22 protein-coding genes and 1 pseudogene are annotated in these 17,626 nt (G+C 66.8%); 12 read left to right on the forward strand and 11 right to left on the reverse strand.

Going from position 1 to position 17,626, the window contains the following annotated elements:
* Positions 1-41 precede the first annotated feature (41 nt).
* Entirely contained in the window at positions 42-656 is a 615-nt protein-coding gene (locus ACWF82_RS08445) for a YbhB/YbcL family Raf kinase inhibitor-like protein (protein ID WP_452499311.1), read from the reverse strand.
* A 139-nt stretch (positions 657-795) separates the two neighbouring features.
* Between ACWF82_RS08445 and ACWF82_RS08450 the strand changes: the two genes are divergently transcribed.
* Positions 796-1,659 carry a helix-turn-helix transcriptional regulator gene (locus ACWF82_RS08450; RefSeq protein WP_452499313.1) on the forward strand — a complete coding sequence of 288 codons (864 nt, stop codon included), beginning with the start codon at positions 796-798 and terminating at the stop codon, positions 1,657-1,659.
* 12 nt (positions 1,660-1,671) lie between these two features.
* On the forward strand, positions 1,672-2,751 hold the full coding sequence (gene ychF / locus ACWF82_RS08455; RefSeq protein ID WP_452499315.1) for a redox-regulated ATPase YchF: 1,080 nt from the start codon (positions 1,672-1,674) through the stop codon (positions 2,749-2,751).
* A gap of 108 nt (positions 2,752-2,859) precedes the next feature.
* Here the strand turns inward: ychF and ACWF82_RS08460 are convergent, their stop codons facing one another.
* Both ACWF82_RS08460 and ACWF82_RS08465 read right to left on the reverse strand, forming a co-directional pair.
* A complete protein-coding gene (locus ACWF82_RS08460; protein ID WP_452499317.1) occupies positions 2,860-3,681 on the reverse strand; it encodes a hypothetical protein in 822 nt (273 codons plus the stop codon).
* Positions 3,674-4,621, reverse strand: coding sequence for a type IV toxin-antitoxin system AbiEi family antitoxin (locus tag ACWF82_RS08465; RefSeq protein WP_452499624.1), 948 nt, complete (start codon positions 4,619-4,621; stop codon positions 3,674-3,676). The genes ACWF82_RS08460 and ACWF82_RS08465 overlap by 8 nt, the downstream gene beginning before the upstream one ends.
* A 75-nt stretch (positions 4,622-4,696) precedes the next feature.
* On the opposite strand from ACWF82_RS08465, the pseudogene ACWF82_RS08470 reads away from it, so the two are divergent.
* Positions 4,697-4,852 (forward strand): annotated as a pseudogene (locus tag ACWF82_RS08470) (redox-regulated ATPase YchF); the annotation flags it as partial.
* On the opposite strand, the gene ACWF82_RS08475 reads toward ACWF82_RS08470, so the two are convergent.
* Positions 4,828-5,130 carry a hypothetical protein gene (locus ACWF82_RS08475; protein ID WP_452499319.1) on the reverse strand — a complete coding sequence of 101 codons (303 nt, stop codon included), beginning with the start codon at positions 5,128-5,130 and terminating at the stop codon, positions 4,828-4,830. The pseudogene ACWF82_RS08470 and the gene ACWF82_RS08475 overlap by 25 nt on opposite strands.
* A gap of 155 nt (positions 5,131-5,285) precedes the next feature.
* Between ACWF82_RS08475 and ACWF82_RS08480 the strand changes: the two genes are divergently transcribed.
* From ACWF82_RS08480 to ACWF82_RS08490, 3 genes are all read left to right on the forward strand, one after another.
* Positions 5,286-6,451, forward strand: a protein-coding gene (locus ACWF82_RS08480) for an IS3 family transposase (protein WP_452499321.1) whose coding sequence is annotated in 2 segments (ribosomal slippage) — positions 5,286-5,570 and positions 5,573-6,451 — 1,164 coding nt in all. Because the reading frame shifts where the segments join, the coding sequence is not laid out codon by codon here.
* A 496-nt stretch (positions 6,452-6,947) separates the two neighbouring features.
* Complete coding sequence (locus ACWF82_RS08485) at positions 6,948-7,217, forward strand: hypothetical protein (protein WP_452499322.1); 270 nt, start codon at positions 6,948-6,950, stop codon at positions 7,215-7,217.
* 15 nt (positions 7,218-7,232) lie between these two features.
* Positions 7,233-7,445, forward strand: coding sequence for a hypothetical protein (locus ACWF82_RS08490; RefSeq protein ID WP_452499324.1), 213 nt, complete (start codon positions 7,233-7,235; stop codon positions 7,443-7,445).
* A 104-nt stretch (positions 7,446-7,549) separates the two neighbouring features.
* On the opposite strand, the gene ACWF82_RS08495 is transcribed toward ACWF82_RS08490, so the two are convergent.
* The gene (locus ACWF82_RS08495; protein WP_452499326.1) at positions 7,550-8,128 is read right to left on the reverse strand and encodes a TetR/AcrR family transcriptional regulator; all 579 of its coding nucleotides are present in this window, start codon (positions 8,126-8,128) and stop codon (positions 7,550-7,552) included.
* Between the two features lie 42 nt (positions 8,129-8,170).
* Here ACWF82_RS08495 and ACWF82_RS08500 point away from each other — a divergent pair, with 42 nt between their 5' ends.
* Positions 8,171-9,025, forward strand: a complete 855-nt coding sequence (locus ACWF82_RS08500; protein WP_452499327.1) for a phytanoyl-CoA dioxygenase family protein — start codon at positions 8,171-8,173, stop codon at positions 9,023-9,025.
* 25 nt (positions 9,026-9,050) lie between these two features.
* On the opposite strand, the gene ACWF82_RS08505 is transcribed toward ACWF82_RS08500, so the two are convergent.
* Both ACWF82_RS08505 and ACWF82_RS08510 read right to left on the reverse strand, forming a co-directional pair.
* Positions 9,051-9,611 (reverse strand): TetR/AcrR family transcriptional regulator, encoded by a 561-nt coding sequence (locus tag ACWF82_RS08505; protein WP_452499329.1) that lies wholly within the window; start codon positions 9,609-9,611, stop codon positions 9,051-9,053.
* 51 nt (positions 9,612-9,662) lie between these two features.
* The gene (locus tag ACWF82_RS08510) at positions 9,663-10,763 is read right to left on the reverse strand and encodes an agmatine deiminase family protein (protein WP_452499331.1); all 1,101 of its coding nucleotides are present in this window, start codon (positions 10,761-10,763) and stop codon (positions 9,663-9,665) included.
* 181 nt (positions 10,764-10,944) lie between these two features.
* Here ACWF82_RS08510 and ACWF82_RS08515 point away from each other — a divergent pair, with 181 nt between their 5' ends.
* Positions 10,945-11,898: an alpha/beta fold hydrolase gene (locus ACWF82_RS08515; RefSeq protein ID WP_452499332.1), complete on the forward strand. Its 954-nt coding sequence runs from the start codon at positions 10,945-10,947 to the stop codon at positions 11,896-11,898.
* 59 nt (positions 11,899-11,957) lie between these two features.
* On the opposite strand, the gene ACWF82_RS08520 is transcribed toward ACWF82_RS08515, so the two are convergent.
* Complete coding sequence (locus ACWF82_RS08520) at positions 11,958-12,383, reverse strand: tautomerase family protein (RefSeq protein WP_452499334.1); 426 nt, start codon at positions 12,381-12,383, stop codon at positions 11,958-11,960.
* 80 nt (positions 12,384-12,463) lie between these two features.
* On the opposite strand from ACWF82_RS08520, the gene ACWF82_RS08525 reads away from it, so the two are divergent.
* Positions 12,464-13,048, forward strand: coding sequence for a TetR/AcrR family transcriptional regulator (locus ACWF82_RS08525; protein ID WP_452499336.1), 585 nt, complete (start codon positions 12,464-12,466; stop codon positions 13,046-13,048).
* Between the two features lie 8 nt (positions 13,049-13,056).
* Here ACWF82_RS08525 and ACWF82_RS08530 read toward each other — a convergent pair whose 3' ends face one another.
* Positions 13,057-13,665 (reverse strand): class I SAM-dependent methyltransferase, encoded by a 609-nt coding sequence (locus ACWF82_RS08530; protein ID WP_452499337.1) that lies wholly within the window; start codon positions 13,663-13,665, stop codon positions 13,057-13,059.
* Positions 13,666-13,811: 146 nt separating this feature from the next.
* Here ACWF82_RS08530 and ACWF82_RS08535 point away from each other — a divergent pair, with 146 nt between their 5' ends.
* The gene (locus tag ACWF82_RS08535; RefSeq protein ID WP_452499338.1) at positions 13,812-14,795 is read left to right on the forward strand and encodes a DoxX family protein; all 984 of its coding nucleotides are present in this window, start codon (positions 13,812-13,814) and stop codon (positions 14,793-14,795) included.
* Between the two features lie 200 nt (positions 14,796-14,995).
* Positions 14,996-15,286: a hypothetical protein gene (locus tag ACWF82_RS08540; protein WP_452499340.1), complete on the forward strand. Its 291-nt coding sequence runs from the start codon at positions 14,996-14,998 to the stop codon at positions 15,284-15,286.
* Positions 15,287-15,291: 5 nt separating this feature from the next.
* Here the strand turns inward: ACWF82_RS08540 and ACWF82_RS08545 are convergent, their stop codons facing one another.
* Both ACWF82_RS08545 and ACWF82_RS08550 read right to left on the reverse strand, forming a co-directional pair.
* Positions 15,292-15,615, reverse strand: coding sequence for a hypothetical protein (locus ACWF82_RS08545; RefSeq protein ID WP_452499342.1), 324 nt, complete (start codon positions 15,613-15,615; stop codon positions 15,292-15,294).
* 19 nt (positions 15,616-15,634) lie between these two features.
* Entirely contained in the window at positions 15,635-16,120 is a 486-nt protein-coding gene (locus ACWF82_RS08550) for a MarR family winged helix-turn-helix transcriptional regulator (RefSeq protein ID WP_452499344.1), read from the reverse strand.
* A 68-nt stretch (positions 16,121-16,188) separates the two neighbouring features.
* Between ACWF82_RS08550 and ACWF82_RS08555 the strand changes: the two genes are divergently transcribed.
* On the forward strand, positions 16,189-17,625 hold the full coding sequence (locus ACWF82_RS08555; protein WP_452499626.1) for an MFS transporter: 1,437 nt from the start codon (positions 16,189-16,191) through the stop codon (positions 17,623-17,625).
* Position 17,626: the final 1 nt, after the last annotated feature.

The following is a 17,626-nucleotide window of genomic DNA, read 5'->3' on the forward strand; positions in this document are numbered from 1 at the left end:
CGCCGACCCCGCTCCGGCCGAGGAGCGGGGCCGGGTGGTCGTCATCGCCGGGCGAGGGCCGTCAGATGACCTTCGCCGACGATGTGGTTTCGCATGGTGAAGGTGACCAGCGCGGGCGGAGTCGTCGGCGGCAGACCCAGACTGGGTGTATCGAGGGCCAGGACGCTGACCCGGTAGCGGTGGTCCGGATCGCCGATCGGCGGGCAGGGTCCCAGATAGCCGGTGACGCCCGCGGTGTTGGTGCCCGCGACGGCGCCGACCGGTGCCGGGTCGGTCACGCTGGACGTGGTGGCCGGGATATCCCAGGTCAACCAGTGCCAGAAGCCGGAGCCGGTGGGGGCGTCGGGGTCGAACATGGTCAGTGCGAAGCTTTTCGCCGTCGACGGTGCGCCCGACCAGGTGATAGTGGGGGCCTGATCGGCGCCGGTGCAGCCGAGCGTCGCGGCGAAGCCGGCGGCGGGGAAGACCGAGCCGTCAGGCAGGTCGGCACTGGTGACGGTGAACGTGGGGGTCCCTGGCGGAATATAGGACCGGACCTCGGTCGGCGCCGACGCGTCCGCGGTTGGTGCTGCCGGCGGGTTCGCGTTGCCGCAGGCGGTCGTGAACAGCGCGACGGCGGGCAGTGCGATGCTCGCCAGGGTGCGGGCGATGGTCATGATCGGCTCCTTCGATACGTGGTGTTGCCGCGGACCACGTTCGCGCGGGCAGGAGCCGGCGAGGAGATCGTGTCGAGCCTGGTATGCCCGATGCCACGCTGATTCGCGATCGACTCGGTACCAGGTGATGATCGAACCCATGAGTACCGCGCAACGGAGCAGCGAGCTGGGTGCCTTCCTGCGCGCCGCCCGTGAACGCAGGAGTCCGCAAGCGGCAGGCCTGCCCGAGACCAGCCGTCGTCGCACCCCTGGCCTGCGACGCCAGGAGGTCGCGCAGCTGGCGGCGGTCAGCGTCGACTGGTACATCCGGTTGGAGCAGGGCCGGGCGGGGACTCCTGGATCGGGTGTCCTGGACGGGCTCGCGGACGCACTGGGGCTCGCGCAGGCAGAGCGAACACACCTGCACCTGCTCGCGCGTGGCGAGGCGCCGCCCGTCGCCCACACTCCGGGGCCGGTACGGGCGTCGATGCGCCTGATTCTGGACAGCTTGCCGTGGCCCGGCTACCTCCTGGACCACCGCTTCGAGGTGCTCGCGTGCAACGACGCCGCGGCGTCGCTGTTCGGCGACGCCTTCGGTACCGGAGCCGCGGCCAACAGTGCCCGCATGATCTTTCTGGATCCAGAAGCCCGCGCACTGCAATTGAACTGGGAACAGGTCGCGCGCGAGACCGTCGGGCACCTCCGGCGCAATCGCACGCGCTACCCCGACGACCGTGAACTGGACCGCCTCGTCGATGAACTGCGACGCGGCAGTGTCGAATTCGCTGCCTGGTGGGACGACCACACGGTTCGGGAACGCAGCTTCGGCACCAAAGTGCTCCGTCATCGGGAGGTCGGGGACATCCCCGTCGCCTACGACATGCTGGCCGCACCGGACGGTACCGGTCAGGTGCTCGTGGTGGTGACTCCCGTCGGTCCCGCCGCAGCTCGCGCTCTGCACACCCTCGTCATCGCCCGCGCGGATCGTCTGGGCGCCACCAGGCTGCGCGCCGTCACCGCGTAGACTCTGCTCCTCGTGAGCCTCACCCTCGGAATCGTCGGCCTGCCCAACGTCGGAAAGTCGACGCTGTTCAACGCGCTGACCAAGAACGACGTGCTGGCCGCGAACTACCCGTTCGCGACCATCGAGCCCAACGTCGGCGTGGTCCCGCTGCCGGATCCGCGCCTGGACAAGCTGGCCGAGATCTTCGGTTCCGAGAAGATCGTGCCCGCCGTCGTGTCGTTCGTCGACATCGCCGGCATCGTGAAGGGCGCCTCCGAGGGCGCTGGCCTCGGCAACAAGTTCCTGGCCAACATCCGTGAGGCCGACGCCATCTGCCAGGTGGTGCGCGTGTTCGCCGACGACGACGTGGTGCACGTCGACGGTCGCGTCGACGCCGCCGCCGACATCGAGGTCATCGAGACCGAGCTGATCCTGGCCGACCTGCAGACCCTCGAGAAGGCCATCCCGCGCCTCGAGAAGGAAGCCAAGGTCAAGAAGGACCGCAAGCCCCTGCTCGACGCCGCCAAGACCGCCCAGGAATTCCTCGACGCGGGCACCACCCTGTTCGCCGCGGGCAAGAAGATCGACGCCGAACTGCTGCGCGAACTCTCGCTGCTCACCATCAAGCCGTTCCTCTACGTCTTCAACGCCGACGAGTCGATCCTCACCGACGAGGCCAAGGTCGCCGAACTCAAGGCCGCCGTAGCCCCCGCCGACGCCGTCTTCCTCGACGCCAAGGTCGAAGCCGAACTCCTGGAACTCGACGACGAATCCGCCCTCGAACTCCTCGAGTCCATCGGTCAGACCGAGCCCGGCCTGCACGCCCTGGCCCGCGCCGGCTTCCACACCCTCGGCCTGCAGACCTACCTCACCGCAGGCCCCAAGGAAGCCCGAGCCTGGACCATCCACCAGGGCGACACCGCCCCCAAGGCCGCAGGCGTCATCCACACCGACTTCGAACGCGGCTTCATCAAGGCCGAACTCGTCGCTTACAACGACCTGGTCGAAGCCGGTTCCATGGCGGCTGCGAAGGCCGCGGGCAAGGTTCGCATGGAGGGCAAGGACTACGTCATGGCGGATGGCGACGTCGTGGAGTTCCGCTTCAACGTGTAATTCGTTGCGCCTGGGGTGGATTGAAGGAGCCCCAGGCGCATGAATTGCTTCAGAGGCGACACTGGGGCGTTCCTGATCAGGATACGTCGCCGACCACCTTCCACGGGTTCAGTCGTGGAGAAACGCCGTCAGGCTCGCGATCGCTTGGTGGGCCGCCGCTCGGTCGGGACGTGTTCTCGACCGTTGTCGAGCGAAGTACTCGGCGAGTAGCTCGCGATTGGTGCGCAGCCATGCTGCCGACAACTCCGCTACACGGTTGCTACCGAGAACAGCCGACATCTCCTCGCCGAGGAGATACAGCGACGCGACGTCGACGTCGACTTCGGCCCTCAACAGGAGGTCGGTGCGCTGCCCATACAGTGAGGCACGAACGTCGACGTCCTCCTGATACCAGCTGCATGCGGTTGCGATATCGGCGGCGTCCTTGTACTCGCCATTGATCGATCGGTCGCACCAAGCCTTCAGTTTCAGCGCGGTGTAGCCGGCCGGTGTAGGAATCCGCACCTGGTTGCCGCTCGGCAACTGCACCACTTCTGACAGAGAAAAGACTTCGCGGAAGCCGAAGACATCCAGCGAGTCCTTCCGGCCCGGCAGCACCGTCGTTCCGGTCGGGTCTTCGATTTCGCCGAACGGCACGACATCAACCGAAACACCAGCGATCGAGTAGCGGATTTCGGTGGTCCCTGACGGGGGAAATGCCGAAACGATCCGTTGGTATTCGGCATCGCCGGCAACCGCCACACCGACGTCGATGTCGCTGGTGGAGCGAAGTAGATCGGTGCGTCCGAACGATGCGTGGAGCAAGTCCCGACAGTGCGCGCCGATGACCATGAACGATGTGTCGGTTGCTCCCGAGTTCGACACCAACGCTTCGACCACCCTGTCGACCAGACCCAGTGACTGGATGCCGATGCGCTGAGGGTCAAACAAGTTGGTCCCTCCTCAGAGCGGCCGCGACGTCAGACTGCCGTGGCTCTCTCGAGGCGAGAAGGTCCGCATACACCATCAGCGGTGGGGCCGCGGATTCGGTGAAAGCGCCGTATTGTTCGGGGGCGGTTGCCCATGGCGGCGCATCCCAGAACTTTCGGCGGATCTCGATATTGGGATCATCGGACTTGTGCCAGCCGTTCTGAACGGCCTCGATCGGGTCGAAGTTCTTGACATAGATCGTGAGCGTCTGTGGCTGCCGGATCGTTTCTATGGCGGATTCGCCACTCACCTGCCACCCCGGAGGCGGCGACCAGCTCGCAATGTCCCCCGCGAAGGACGTCTCCCGGATCTTCGGGATCACAGTGCCTCTGTATGCGGCAGCCCAGAGATCGATGAGCTCATCGCGGCGATGGAGTGATCTTCCGATTACGTAGTCGGATTTCTTCATGATTTCCAGCGTCGACTGCGTGATCCCCACCGACGTTCCGGCCGTGTCGGCAATCATGCGAACCGGCCGGTTCACGAGATCTGGCCATGCCAGCAACACGAAGAGGACCTGCATCCGCCGGGCACTGAACAGGTTGGCGTCCGCGGGCCGCCGCCCCCTCTGCGGTGTGAGATCGGGGCGGCCACGGATGTCTATCAGAACCGGGCCGAAGTCCAGATGAGCGTTTCCGGCGTTGTCGATGTAGTCGATGCGTGCTGCACGGAGGGCCTCGGCGGTCCGGCTACTGATGTAAGGGCCCGCGACGAGCAGGCGGTGGGCGTCTTCTTGCCGATCGAGCCGCGAGAGAGCTGACAGGGTGACGTGTGGCAACCAAGCCATCTGATACTTCGTGGTGAAGCCCGTACGGGCTATCTCGACGATCGCGGCCGTCTCCGATGTCCAGTGCTGCAACTCGAAGTCGATCGAGATCGCCGACATTGCCTGGGCCACCATGTGCTGTATGTCATGACGGCGTGTTCGGTCATACACAGCGTTCAGTTTAGTTGAACAGGAAGAAATATTGAACGCCCCGCCGACGCGGTCTTTCTCGACGCCAAGGTCGAAGCCGAACTCCTGGAACTCGACGACGAATCCGCCCTCGAACTCCTCGAATCCATCGGCCAGACCGAGCGCCGAGTATCTGGATTGTCGGCATGGTGCTACCAGCTCGCGAAGATCCATACGAAGAACCCTGAAGTCATCAGAGAACTTGTAGCTGCCGAGGCCAGGGCGATCCTCATGTTCGGTCGAGTGGACCAGAGGACGGCGACGAGGCCGAAGGTCACCGCGAGAGGGACAAGCCAGATGTCGATCAGCCAGGGCGGCGACCAACCGGTGGCGATCTCGAGGTCGAGCGTGCCGAGCAGGGTTGCCCAGTTGATCAGATAACCGGCGGCGGACCCGAGCACGACTTGCGCGATACGGGTACCGATCCGGAATCCCCTCGAACGCACTCGCGCCATCGCCGCTGCTTCGCCTCCGGTGGCTACCTGGTGGTCCTTCACTCGTCCCCCTGTGTGTCCCTTGTGATTCCGAGGGTAGCGGCGGTCGGGGCTGCTGCAGGGTTAGGTGACAACCAAGATGGCTTGCCGAGAGGCAGGTCTGAGAGGATGTCGTAGTGCCCAAGCCGTATCCGAAAGAGTTCCGCGACGACGTCGTGCGGGTCGCCCGCAACCGCGACGAAGGAGTGACGTTGGAACAGGTCGCGGCCGACTTCGGGGTCCATCCGATGACATTGTCGAAGTGGATGCGCCAATCCGACGTCGACGACGGGAACAAACCGGGAACCACGCGCAGCGAATCCGCCGAGTTGCGCGATGCTCGCCGCCGGATCCGGTTGCTCGAGCAGGAGAACGAGGTCCTGCGCCGCGCGGCAGCCTATCTGTCCCAGGCTCAGATCCCGGGAAAAAGCTCTACCCGCTCGTGAAAGAGCTTGCCGCCGAAGGGATCCCCGTGGCGGTGACGTGCCGGGTGCTGCAGCTCGCTCGCCAGCCATATTACCGATGGCTGGCCGATCCGGTCTCGGCCGGCGAGGTCGCCGAGGCGTATCGCGCCAACGCGTTGTTCGACGCGCACCGCGACGACCCTGAATTCGGCTACCGTTTTCTCGTCGACGAAGCCCGCCAAGCAGGTGAATCAATGAGCGAGCGGACCGCATGGAGGATCTGTTCGAACAATCGGTGGTGGAGCGCGTTCGGCAAGCCGCGGCGCGGCAAGAACGGCAAACCGGGTCCACCCGTCCATGACGATCTGGTACAGCGAAACTTCCGCAGCGACGCACCAAATCAGTTGTGGCTCAGTGACATCACCGAACACCAGACCAGCGAAGGCAAGCTGTACTTGTGCGCGGTCAAAGATGTCTTCTCCAACCGAATCATCGGGTATTCGATCGATTCGCGGATGAAGTCTCGACTGGCGGTGACCGCGGTGAACAATGCTGTTGCCCGGCGCGGTGACGTGTCCGGTTGCGTTCTGCACACCGACCGCGGATCTCAGTTTCGCTCGAGGAGATTCGTTCACGTGCTCAACCGTCATCGCATGGTCGGATCCATGGGCCGTGTCGGCGCGGCCGGCGACAACGCCGCGATGGAAAGCTTCTTCAGCCTGCTTCAACGCAACGTCTTGGACCGGCAGCGATGGGACACCCGCGAGCAGCTCCGGATCGCGATCGTCTCGTGGATCGAACGCACCTACCACCGGCGGCGTCGACAGGCCAGGCTCGGCCGGTTGACCCCAATCGAATTCGAAACCATCATGTCCCCAGCAGCCCGACAGGCTGCTTGACCGCTGTCACCCGATCCTGCAGCAGCCCCGTCAGGTGCCACAGGCGGTCGGTTGCTTGTTGCTGATCGGACGGTGGTGTCGATCGCAGTTCCGGCTGGTTCACGCGATCTGGCCATGCCGGCAACACGAAGAGGACCAACTGCGTTGTAGCTCTGAGGAATTGGCCGAACCTGCTGCAATACGGCAGCGAGATCCACGAGCAGGTGCTCAGTCTCATAGGCACCGTCCCGTGTACACCATTCGCAAGTCGTAGTCCTCCGCTGTCACCGATCCGATGTCGGCGGGCATCTGCAGCCGCGATTGCTGCAGAGCGCGGCACCGCCGCGGTGTTGGCTGCGCGATTGCAAATCTGCGCGGAAAGCGACATGAGCGTGTACGGCGTCGCGGCGCCGACGAGGGTTGAACAGCGAGCGCACGTGCCGGACAGGGCATTCGATTCCCCCACGGTGGCAGAAGGCAGGTCGCTCGGTTCCGACCGCCGATCAATACTCTGTTCGTGAAGAAGACCCGTGCAACAGCCAACCACAGCGAAACGGTCGGCCGATCTCTGCAATCGGCCGTGGCCAACGCTGCACTTCTGCTCGAGGAAGCGATGTCGGGTGCCGACCATGCCTTCGGTATCGAACTCTGTTCAGTAACCGCGGTGGATGGTGAGCTTCTCCTCCGCCGTGAACCGCTATCGGATCGCATACGCCGCGTCATAGCGGACCCGATTCTCGATATGGCAGTGATCCAGCCGGTTTCGCGCTGGCCAGAGCACTTCTGAAGTGCCGTCCGGCGGATGGACCCACCGCAAGGATCCGCAGCCCATGAAGCCGCGCTGGACGCCCTGATCGACGATTTCACCCAAGATATCGAGAACCTGCTCGGCACAGTCCGATTCGCGGCACAGGTCGAGACTCGGCCGACGGGTTACTACGCGAACATCTGGGACGATTTCGTCTTGATTTCCCACAGCCGCATAGCTCGTTTGTCTGTGACTGTGACCGATTGACGACTTGTGGGCAAGGTCGACTCGGTCCCCGTACGTGCACTCGATTCGGCACTACATGGCGGTCGGGGCCCTGGCGGCCAGGCGAAGAAGCATTCGAGTACCTGTCAGGTGATTTCGAGGGCTGAGGCGGTCAAGCGCCAGAGGCGGTCGGTCGCTTGCTGTTGGTCGGCGGGGGGTGTCGCTCGGAGTTGTTGGGCGATGCCGTGGCGTAGGCCGCCGATGACGTAGGCGCCTGCGCTGGCGGGGTCGAGGGTGGTGGGGAGTTGGCCGAGGGATTGGCCGTGGCGGATGTTGTCGGCGGCCATGGCGCTCATGGTTTCGATGTGGACGGCTTCGAGTTCGGCGAGGTCGGGGTCGAGGGCGGCGCGGGTCAGCAGGATGGGGGCCAGCGGGTCGGCGAAGTGGTAGGCGACGAACAGGCGGGTGCGTTCGCGTTCGCGGGTGCTCCAGTCGGCGTCGGCGGGGAGGTTGGCGTCGGCGATGGCGTGGCGGAGGCCGTCGTAGAAGCCGTCGTAGATCGCGGCGAGGAGTCCGCTCTTCGAGCCGAAGTGGTGGTAGAGCGCGCCGGTGCTCAGTTTGGCTCTGCGGGTGAGCGCGCTCAGTTCCAGGACGCCGTTGCCGCGGACCAGTTCCTCGCGTGCGGCGGTGAGAAGTTGTTGACGTCCGATCGGGGCACGTGCCATATTCGAAACATAACAGAACTCAGTTATGTTCTAGGAGTCGCCGTGAGCAGCGAAGTGTCCTCGTTGACCGATTTGGGTGGCGATCTGGCCGGCACGTACCGGCGGACCGTGAGCAGTGGGACGACGATCGATCCGGCTCTCGCCGAGGCTGACCTGGCCGCGGTGCTGCGCGACGGGTATGTGATCCTGCCGGACCTGCTCACGCCGGAGCAGCTGGACGAGATCCGCGAATCCGTGGGGCCGCTGCTGGATCGGCACGGCCGCAATCACTTCGAGGGTCACACCACCCAGCGGGTGTACAGCGTGCTGAACAAGACGGCCGGCTGTGATCGCATCGCCGACCATCCGCGAGTGCTGGCGCTGCTCGATCGGCTGTTCCTGCCGAACTATCTGCTGTCGATGCTGCAGGTGATCAACATCCTGCCCGGTGAGCAGGCGCAGATGCTGCACACCGACGACGGCTTCTACCCGATCCCGCGACCGCGGGCCCCGCTCGGCGCGGCAACGATCTGGGCGATCGACGACTTCACCGCCGACAACGGCGCCACCGACATCATCGCGGGCAGTCACCGGTGGGGCGATCGGCTGCCCGCGGAATCCGATCGCGCGCCCGTGGTGATGTCGGCGGGTTCGTGCGTGTTCTTCCTCGGCACCTTGTGGCACGGCGGTGGCGCCAACCGCAGCGATCGGCCGCGCTTGGCCGTGACCGCGCAATACTGTGAGCCGTGGCTGCGCCCTCAGGAGGCGTTCACGCTGTCGACCACCCGGGACACCGCGCGCCGGGTGTCCGAAGACCTTCGGCGCATGCTCGGTTACAGCATCCATCCGCCCTTCATCGGTCAGGTCGACGGCATGCATCCGAAGCGGCTGCTGGAACCCGGCGCCCAAGCGCTGTAATCCCGTGCACCGGAGGTGAATCGGCCTAACGCAATTCGAGTTCGATTGCGCCGGTGAGGAGTTGGCGGGCTCGGGCCAGGTCGAGAGAGCCGCTGTGCCAGCGTTCGCTGAGGCCTTCGACCAGGGCGGTCAGGCGTTCCGCGGAGGCCGTGGCGTCGACGGTCGCGGCGACGGCGCCGAGGTCTTGGGCCTCGCGGATCAAGGATTCGACGTCGGTGTTCCAGGCTTCGGTGGTGGTGCGCAACGGATCTCGGAGATCGGGGTTGAAAGCGGCGCTGGCGCGCAACTCACCCCAGGCGATGCTGGTTTCGCGGACTTCGGGAGTGTCCTGGAGTTCGCGCAGGAGCATGTGTTCGAGCTGGGTGCGTGGGTCGGTGGCTGGGGTGTCGGTGTAGGACTGGGCGCGGTGGTTGATGTGTTCGAGGGCGGCGTGCAGGATGCCCGCGCGGTCCTTGAAGTGGTAGTAGATGAGGGCGGGGGAGACCTCGGCCGCGGTGGCGAGTTTTTCGATACGCAGGCCGCGCACGCCGTCCTGGGCGATGACGCGGACGGCGGCTTCCAGGATCTGGGTACGGCGTTCCGACACGGTTCCTCACAGTAGGGTTCGGGTGCCCGGCGGCGAATCCGCCGGGGTGGCTCAGTCGACGGGTTCCTGCTGAGTGGTGCAGTGGATACCGCCGCCACCTGCGGCGATGCCGTCGATGTTGATCTGCACCACTTCGCGGCCGGGGAACAGTCGCGTGAGAGTGGTCGCGGTGGCGCTGTCGGCGACGGGGTCGCCGAACTCGGGGGCGATGACGGCGCCGTTGCAGACGTAGAAGTTGATGTAGCCCGCGGCGAAATCGTCGTTCTCGAACTGTTCGCGCACCGTCGACGGGCCGGTCAGCACCTCCACCTGCAAAGCGCGGCCGTGTACGTCGGTGGCCGAGCGCAGGATGTCGAGGTGGCGGCGGGTGACGTCGTAGTCGAAGGAGTCCGGGTCGTTGTCGAGTCCGGCGACGACCACGCCGGGGCCGGTGAAGCGGGCGTAGAAGTCGGTGTGGCCGTCGGTGATGTCCTGGCCCGCGATGCCGGGCAGCCAGATCACCTTCTTGATGCCGAGCAGGTAGTCGAGTTCCGCCTCGACGTCGCGTTTCTTCCAGCCGGGATTGCGATTGTTGTTGAGCACGCAACTCTCGGTGATGATCGCGGTGCCCTCGCCGTCGACCTCGAGCGCGCCGCCTTCGAGGACAAGATCGGTGTGCCGGGTTTCGACGCCGGCGCGGGCGGTGACGAACTCCGCGACCTTCGCGTCGGCGCGATACTCCTGCTTGTCGCCCCAGCCGTTGAAGTTGAAATCGACTCCGGCCTTGGTGTTTCCGCTGCGCACGAAGACCGGGCCGGTGTCGCGCATCCACAGGTCGTCGAGATCGGTGGGGATCAGCTCCACGTTCGCGGTGCCGATCAGGCGCTGGGCCTGCGCCATCTCCCTGGCGCGGACCAGCATGGTGACCGGTTCGAAGCGGGCGATCGTGGTGGCGATGGTGGCCAGATTGCGCTGCACCTCGGGCACCAGGTCCGCGCCCCAGATCCGTTCATCGGCCGCGAACGCCATCCAGGTGCGCTTGTGCGGCTGCCCTTCCTCGGGCATGAGCCAGGTCCTTCCGTCGTCGACCGGTGCGCTGGTGCCGTCGCAGCCGGCCCACAGCACACTGCTGAGCGCGGCCATCGTGGTCTGGACGAATGTGCGTCGTCGCATCTGTCTGCTCCTTCCGAGCTGTCGACCACGGTAGACACTGACTGAAAATTTAGTCAAGGTTGCACCTTGGTGGCGTTCTGCACACCCTCAGGGGGAGCGGGTCCAGCACTCTGGGCCCTGCCGACGGCGCCCGATCCGGCGCAGAGTTGATCCTGTCACCGCTCGCCAACCGGAGGTTCCGATGTCGGACATCAGCACCATCGCCCACTCGGCGCAGCGTCGTGTCTCGGTGTCGACCGGTGACGGGGTGGAACTCGCGGTTCGCGAATACGGGCGGCGCGACGCGGACCTGACGATCGTCCTCGTGCACGGGCACTGCCTGCGCACCGCGTCGTGGGCCGCCGTGCGCGCAGCCCTGCTGCGCGACTACCCCGGCGCGCGGGTCGTCTGCTACGACCACCGCGGCCACGGCGACTCGGCCACGGCGTCCAGGCAGACCTACAACCTCGAACAACTCGGTCACGACCTGCACGACGTGCTCGACGCCGTCGCGCCCACCGGGCCGGTCGTGCTGGTCGGTCATTCGATGGGCGGCATGACCGTGCTGACCTACGTCAGCCGATACCGGCACGAGATCGGCACCCGCGTCGTCGGTGTCGGACTCGTCGCGACGGCGGCCAGCGGCCTCGCCGACGCCGGCTTCGGGCGGCTGCTGCGCAACCCGTTCATCTCCGTCTTCCAGACGGCCGTCCGGCGCGCACCGCGCCTGATGCAGCACGCGAAGGTGCTGTCCTGCAAGGTTTTCGCCCCCGTCGTGCGCGCCGCCGAGTTCGGTGATCGCAAGGTCAGCCCCCAGGTGCTCGCGCTGGCCGAGGCGATGCACAACGCGACCTCGATCGTGACGATGGCGAGCTTCCTGAGCGCTTTCAAGGACTTCGACCGCACCGACGCGCTGGCGCTGCTGTCGACCATCCCCACCCTGGTCCTGTGCGGTTCCGCCGACCTGATGACACCCCCGTCGCATTCGGTCGCCATGGCCGCCGCGGTCGACTACGCGGACTTCGTGACGATCGACGGCGCGGGCCACTCGGTGATCCTCGAACGGCCGACGCGGGTCGCCGAGGCCATCGCCCGGCTGGTCGGCCGGGCGAGCGGCGAGCAGGTCCAGATCGCGAGCCTGGCACTCGCCGCCTGACTAGGCGGTGACCCCCAGTGGCGGCCGATGCTGGGCACGGACGAGTTGCAGTTCCCGTATTACCCGCGTTCTGCGGCCGCCAGCGCCTTCAGTTCGGCGAATCGGATGATGTTGCCCGCGGCGCCCCACGTGCCCTCGGGCTGTTCGTGGATGAGCACCCATACGCGCAGCGCGTCGGCCTCGGTGAGTCCGGCGGCGGCGAGGACGTCGTCGGTCACCTGTTTGACCAAGCCCGCTTTGCGGCGATCGGATAGTGCTCCTTCGGGCACGGTGGCGTCGACCCGGAAGCGCGGCAGGTCGTCTTCGGCGGTGCCGAACGCGCCCGCGGGTACCTCGTGGATCAGGCACCAGGCCTGGGCGCGGAAGAACGCGGTGTCCGGTGCGCCTTCCCAGGTGAGCAGGGTCGCGGCGAGCGTCTTCTGCAACTGCTGCCGGACGTCGCCGGTCAGGACGCTTTCGGGCAGCGTGAGCTGGATCATCGGCATGGGGAACACCTCCGTTATAACGACTGTTATAGATTGGCGACGGTACGCTATGACGGTCGTTATGGTCAAGGAGGTGCTGGATGGCGCAGTCGGACGCGCGCGATCGATTGGTGGCCGGTGCGGCCGACATGCTGCGGCGCCGTGGCCTGAACGCGACCAGCGTGCGGGAGCTGGCCAAGCACTCCGGTGCGCCACTCGGCTCGACCTACCACTACTTTCCCGGCGGCAAATCGCAGCTGGCCGCCGAGGCCGTTCGCCTCGCGGACGCGCTCACGGTGCGCAGGCTGACCGCCGAGTTGCGCTCAGGTCCGGTCGACGGCCTGCGTGCCTTCGTCGCCATGTGGCGAAAGATCTTGGTGGACAGCGATTTCGAGGCCGGCTGTCCGGTGCTGGCGGTGTCGGTGGAGGACCAGCCCGCCGACGACGACGAACCAAGGCGCGCGGCCGCCGAGGCCTTCGAGCACTGGACCGACCTGCTCGCCGGATCCCTGCGCGAGCACGGCGCGACCGCCGACGCCGCCGACCGGACCGCGACCCTGATCGTCGCCGCGATCGAGGGCACCGTCGCCATGTGCCGGGCCCAGCGCAGCACCCTCCCGCTCGACCGGACCGCCGAGGCTTTGGAAGGCGTCGTTCAGGCTGTCATCGCGCCCGTTGTGGACTGACGGTGGAGTTACTGCCCGCGTGCGGCCGCGAGCATGGCGTGCGGGCGGACCTCGCCGACGCGCGGGCGTTGCTGCCGTTCGAGTTCGGTGAAACCGGCGGCGCGGAGTAGTTCGGACATTTCGTCGACCGGCCAGCGATAGGCCGATGTCACTTTGTGCGGGAACATTTCCACGTGCTCGGCGCTGTCGAAGAAGCCGATCACCAGTCGTGCGCCCGGTGCGAGAATCCGGCTGAATTCCGCCAGGATTTCCGGTAGTTCGGCCGGGGCGAAGTGGATCAGTGAATACCAGGCGAGTATGCCGCCGATCGTCGCGGCCGGGGCGTCGACGGCGCGCAGTGAATCGACGCGGAACGGCACGTCGGGGTAGTGGGATCGGGCGTGGGCGATGAACTCGGGGACGAGATCGATGCCGGTGGCGGTAAGGCCTGCCTCATGCAGGACATGGGTGAAATGGCCGGGGCCGCAGCCCAGATCCAGGACCGGACCTTCGGCGTCCGCGAGGTGGCGCAGGACGAAGGTGGTGTCGTCGGGATCGAGGTCGGTCGGCCTGCTGAACAGGTCGATGTACAGCTCGTTGATCGCGCTGTAGGCGGTTCGGACGGTGGCGTCGGACACGAGGTAGACCGTAGCGCGCACATCGTCGAGTCAGACACTGGACAGGGCATGCTCCATCCGATGGATCGTTTGTGCCCGCGGGTCCCGGGTAGTCGAATGGGGAGGAGCCGTACGCACTCCCCAGTCGTAGACGAAGGGAACCGACGATGCCGATCAAGCCTGTTCGCCGCGTTGCTCGCACGCTGCTGGCGACGACATTCGTAGCCGGGGGCGTCACCGCGTTGATGAATCCGAAACCCCGTGCCGCGGCGGCGACCGCACTGGCCGACAAGGGCAGGGCCGACCTGCCCGACTCGCTCGCCGCGCGGGTGCCCGACGATCCGAGCCGGTTCGTGCAGATCAATGCCGCCGTGCAGATCGCGGGTGGTCTGTTGCTGGCCAGTGGGCGGGCGCCACGACCTGCCGCGCTGGTGCTGGCGGCGACGGTGGTGCCGGGGACGATCACCGAGCAGGACTTCTGGGCCGAGTCGGATCCGGACAAGAAGGCGGCCAAGCGGGCGGGATTCCTCAAGGATCTCGGACTGCTCGGCGGTCTGTTGATCACGGCGTCCGACACCGCGGGCAAGCCGTCGCTCGGCTGGCGGGCCAGGCAGGCGCTGGCGCGCCGGGAACCGGAGGGCGCTGCCTTCGTCGACGCGGCCAAGGTCCGCGGCGCGCACCTGGCCGAAGTGGCGGGCGAGCAGGGTTCCCATCTGGCCGACGTGGCCCGCGAACGTGGCCCGCAGCTCGCCGAAGCGGCGCGGGAACGGGGAGCGCACCTGGCCGAGGTCGCCAAGGAGCGCGGCCCCGAACTCGCCGAGGCGGCGCGGGAACGGAGTTCGCACCTGGCCGAGGTCGCGAAAGAGCGTGGCCCCGAGTTGGCCGAGGTGGCGCGGGAGCGCGGGGCGCACCTGGCCGAGATCGCGAAGGAGCGCGGTCCGGAGCTGGCCGAGGTCGCACGGGAACGGGGAGCGCATCTGGCCGAGGTCGTCAAGGAGCGCGGACCCGAGCTCGCCGTGGCCGCGCGGGAACGCGGTTGGCACCTGCTCGATATCGCCAGGGCGCGTAGCGCGTACGCGGCCGAGCTGGCGCGGGAACGGGCCGAGCGGCTCGAAGCGGCGGCGCGGGAACACCGGCCCGCCGCTCGCTGAGGATTTCCACTGCCCCGATATCCGTGGTCTGCCGAACTCGGTGACCGCGGCGGAGAATAAACACGGGTCGGGCCGTGTCGCCGAAAAATGCCCTCCGAGAACAGCGCAATGAGGTCAATCCGCGCGAATCGGGCTCGGGGGGTAGTTTCGGCATGAATACTGCATATTCGCAGTGCATTTCGGAGAGTGGGATTCATCTGATGTTGTCCGGTCGTGAAACGTCCAAGCCGTATGCCGTTCGAGTCGCCTTGGTCGGCGTCGCGGTGACGATCGGGCTGCTCGGCGCGGCGGCGCCCGCCTCGGCGCTGCCCGGCTCGGGCTCGGCCACCGGGTCGGCCACCGGATCCGCCGATCTGGCCACGGGCTCGGCCAACGGGTCGTCGGGTGCTGCCGCGGCAGGCGCGGCAAGCGTCTACCTGACCTGGCAGTCGGCGCAGTTCATCCAGAAGACGATCCAGATGCTGCTCGCCGTCCCGCGTAATCAGCCGTAGGACAGCTACTTCCAGGCCCGTTCCCAGCGTTCTGCCGCCCAGTCCCGCACATCGGGACTGAGCGCGATCGCGGGCAGCAGCAGCGCGAAGCCGATGACCAGCACGGCCAGCCGCACCCAGACGCTGAGTTCGCCGAGGGCGCGCAGCAGCGCGGGCAGCACGCAGAGCGCCGCGAGGACGACGAGGATGATCGCCGCGAGATTGCGGCCGGGGCCCGCGATCAGCGCGGCGCAGGTGCCGAAGCACAGGCCGAGGACCAATCCGCCGACGCCGACGAAGTAGTTGTCCCAGGCAAGCCAGCTCGGGCGGGTAGACCGTTGAGTGACCACGCGGCGGAGCTTAGCGCGCTCAGCTCTCCGTGCGCGGAGGTCTGGGCCACGGGTTGTCCTCGATCTGCTCGACCGAGCGATTGAACTTCCGCATGAGCCTGCTCAACTCGCTGACATCCTCGGCGTCCCAGTCGGCGACGACGGCGCCGATGCCCGCGGCGCGGTGCTTCTGATCCGAGGCGAGCGCGGCCCTGCCCTCGGCCGTGGCGCGCACCTTGCGGGCGACACCGCCGTCGGGGTCGGGCACCCGTTCCACCAGTTCCTGCTTCAGCATCGCGCCGACCTGGCGGTTGATCGTGGAGATGTCGAGCTGGAACGCCTCCGACAGCTCGCGCAGGCTCAGCGGTTCGCTCAGCTCCAAGCGGGTGAGGATGAGGAACGCCGAGCGGTCGAGCAGGAAGCCGGGTCGGCGTCGCGCCGTGGCGAGGGAGTGGCGCGAAATCAGGTTCAGCTCGAACACCAGGCGGGTGAACGGGGTGTCGTCGACGGGGCCGGAATCGGACATACGCCAACTATGTCGCGTGGATCACCGCGAATCCAAATTGTGTACGATACACATGATGTGTACGGTGCATAATTGTGTCTGTAACCGCAGCCGACGTCACGCCGGCCACCCCTGAAACCCGCGGCGTCTCGCCTGCCGTGCTCATCGCGGTGCTCAGTACCGTCGGCGTCGTCGTCTCGCTCATGCAGACGCTGGTCATCCCGATCATTCCGTCGCTGCCCGGCCTGCTGAACACCTCGGCGTCCAACGCCTCCTGGGTGGTCACCGCGACGCTGCTGGCAGGCGCGGTCTCCACGCCCATCGCGGGCAAACTCGGCGACATGTTCGGCAAGCGGCTGGTGCTCGTCGCCAATCTCGGCTTCATGATCGTCGGCTCGGTGATCTGCGCGAGCTTCTCCTCGCTGCTGCCCGAGATCGTCGGCCGCTCGCTGCAGGGCGCCGCGGTGGGCGCGATCCCGCTGGGCATCAGCATCATGCGCGACGAACTGCCCGCCGAGAAGGTCGGCGGCGCGATGGCCGTGATGAGCGCGACCCTCGGCGTCGGCGGCGCGGTCGGCCTGCCGTTCGCGGCCGTGATCGCGCAGAACGCGAACTGGCACATGCTGTTCTGGACCGCCGCCGGGCTCGGTGCGGTGTGCGCGGTGCTGGTGTTTGTCTTCGTGCCGGAATCACCGGTGCGCACGCCGTCGAAGTTCGACTTCGGTGGTGCGGCCGGGCTGTCCATCGCGCTGCTCACGCTGCTGATCGGCATCACCAAGGGCGCCGACTGGGGTTGGGCCAGCGCCTCGATCCTCGGCCTGTTCGCCGCCTCGCTGGTGAGCTTCCTGCTCTGGGGCTTCTACGAACTGCGGCAGAGCTCGCCGCTGGTCGACCTGCGGGTCTCGGCGCGCCCGCGGGTGCTGTTCACCAACCTGGCCTCGATCGCGGTCGGCTTCGCGCTCTACGGCATGTCGCTGACGTTCCCGCAGCTGCTGATGGCGCCCACCGAGACCGGCTACGGCTTCGGCTTGTCGATGGTGGCCGCGGGTCTGGCGATGGCGCCGGGTGGTGTGGTCATGATGCTGCTCTCGCCGGTGTCGGCGCGGCTGTCGGCGAAGAAGGGGCCCAAGCTGACGCTGGCCCTCGGCTCGGCGGTGATCGGTCTGGGCTACCTTTTCGCGGTGCTGCTGATGGACAGTGTCTGGCAGATCGTTGTCGCCGGGATCATCGTCGCCGGTGGTGTCGGCCTGGCCTACGCCGCCATGCCCGCGCTGATCATGGGTGCGGTGCCGATCACCGAGACCGCCGCGGCGAACGGCCTGAACTCGCTGATGCGTTCGGTGGGCACCTCCACCTCGGCCGCGGTGATGGGTGTGGTCCTTGCGCACATGACGATGCAGCTCGGCCCGCACGTGCTGCCCTCGCGCGAGGGTTTCCACGCCGCGTTCTACATCGCGATCGCCGGCGCGGTCGCCGCGATCGTGCTGACCGCCTGCATCCCGATCCGCAAGACCGACCAGCGCTGAA

This window comes from Nocardia sp. NPDC055053 (genome assembly GCF_053608285.1).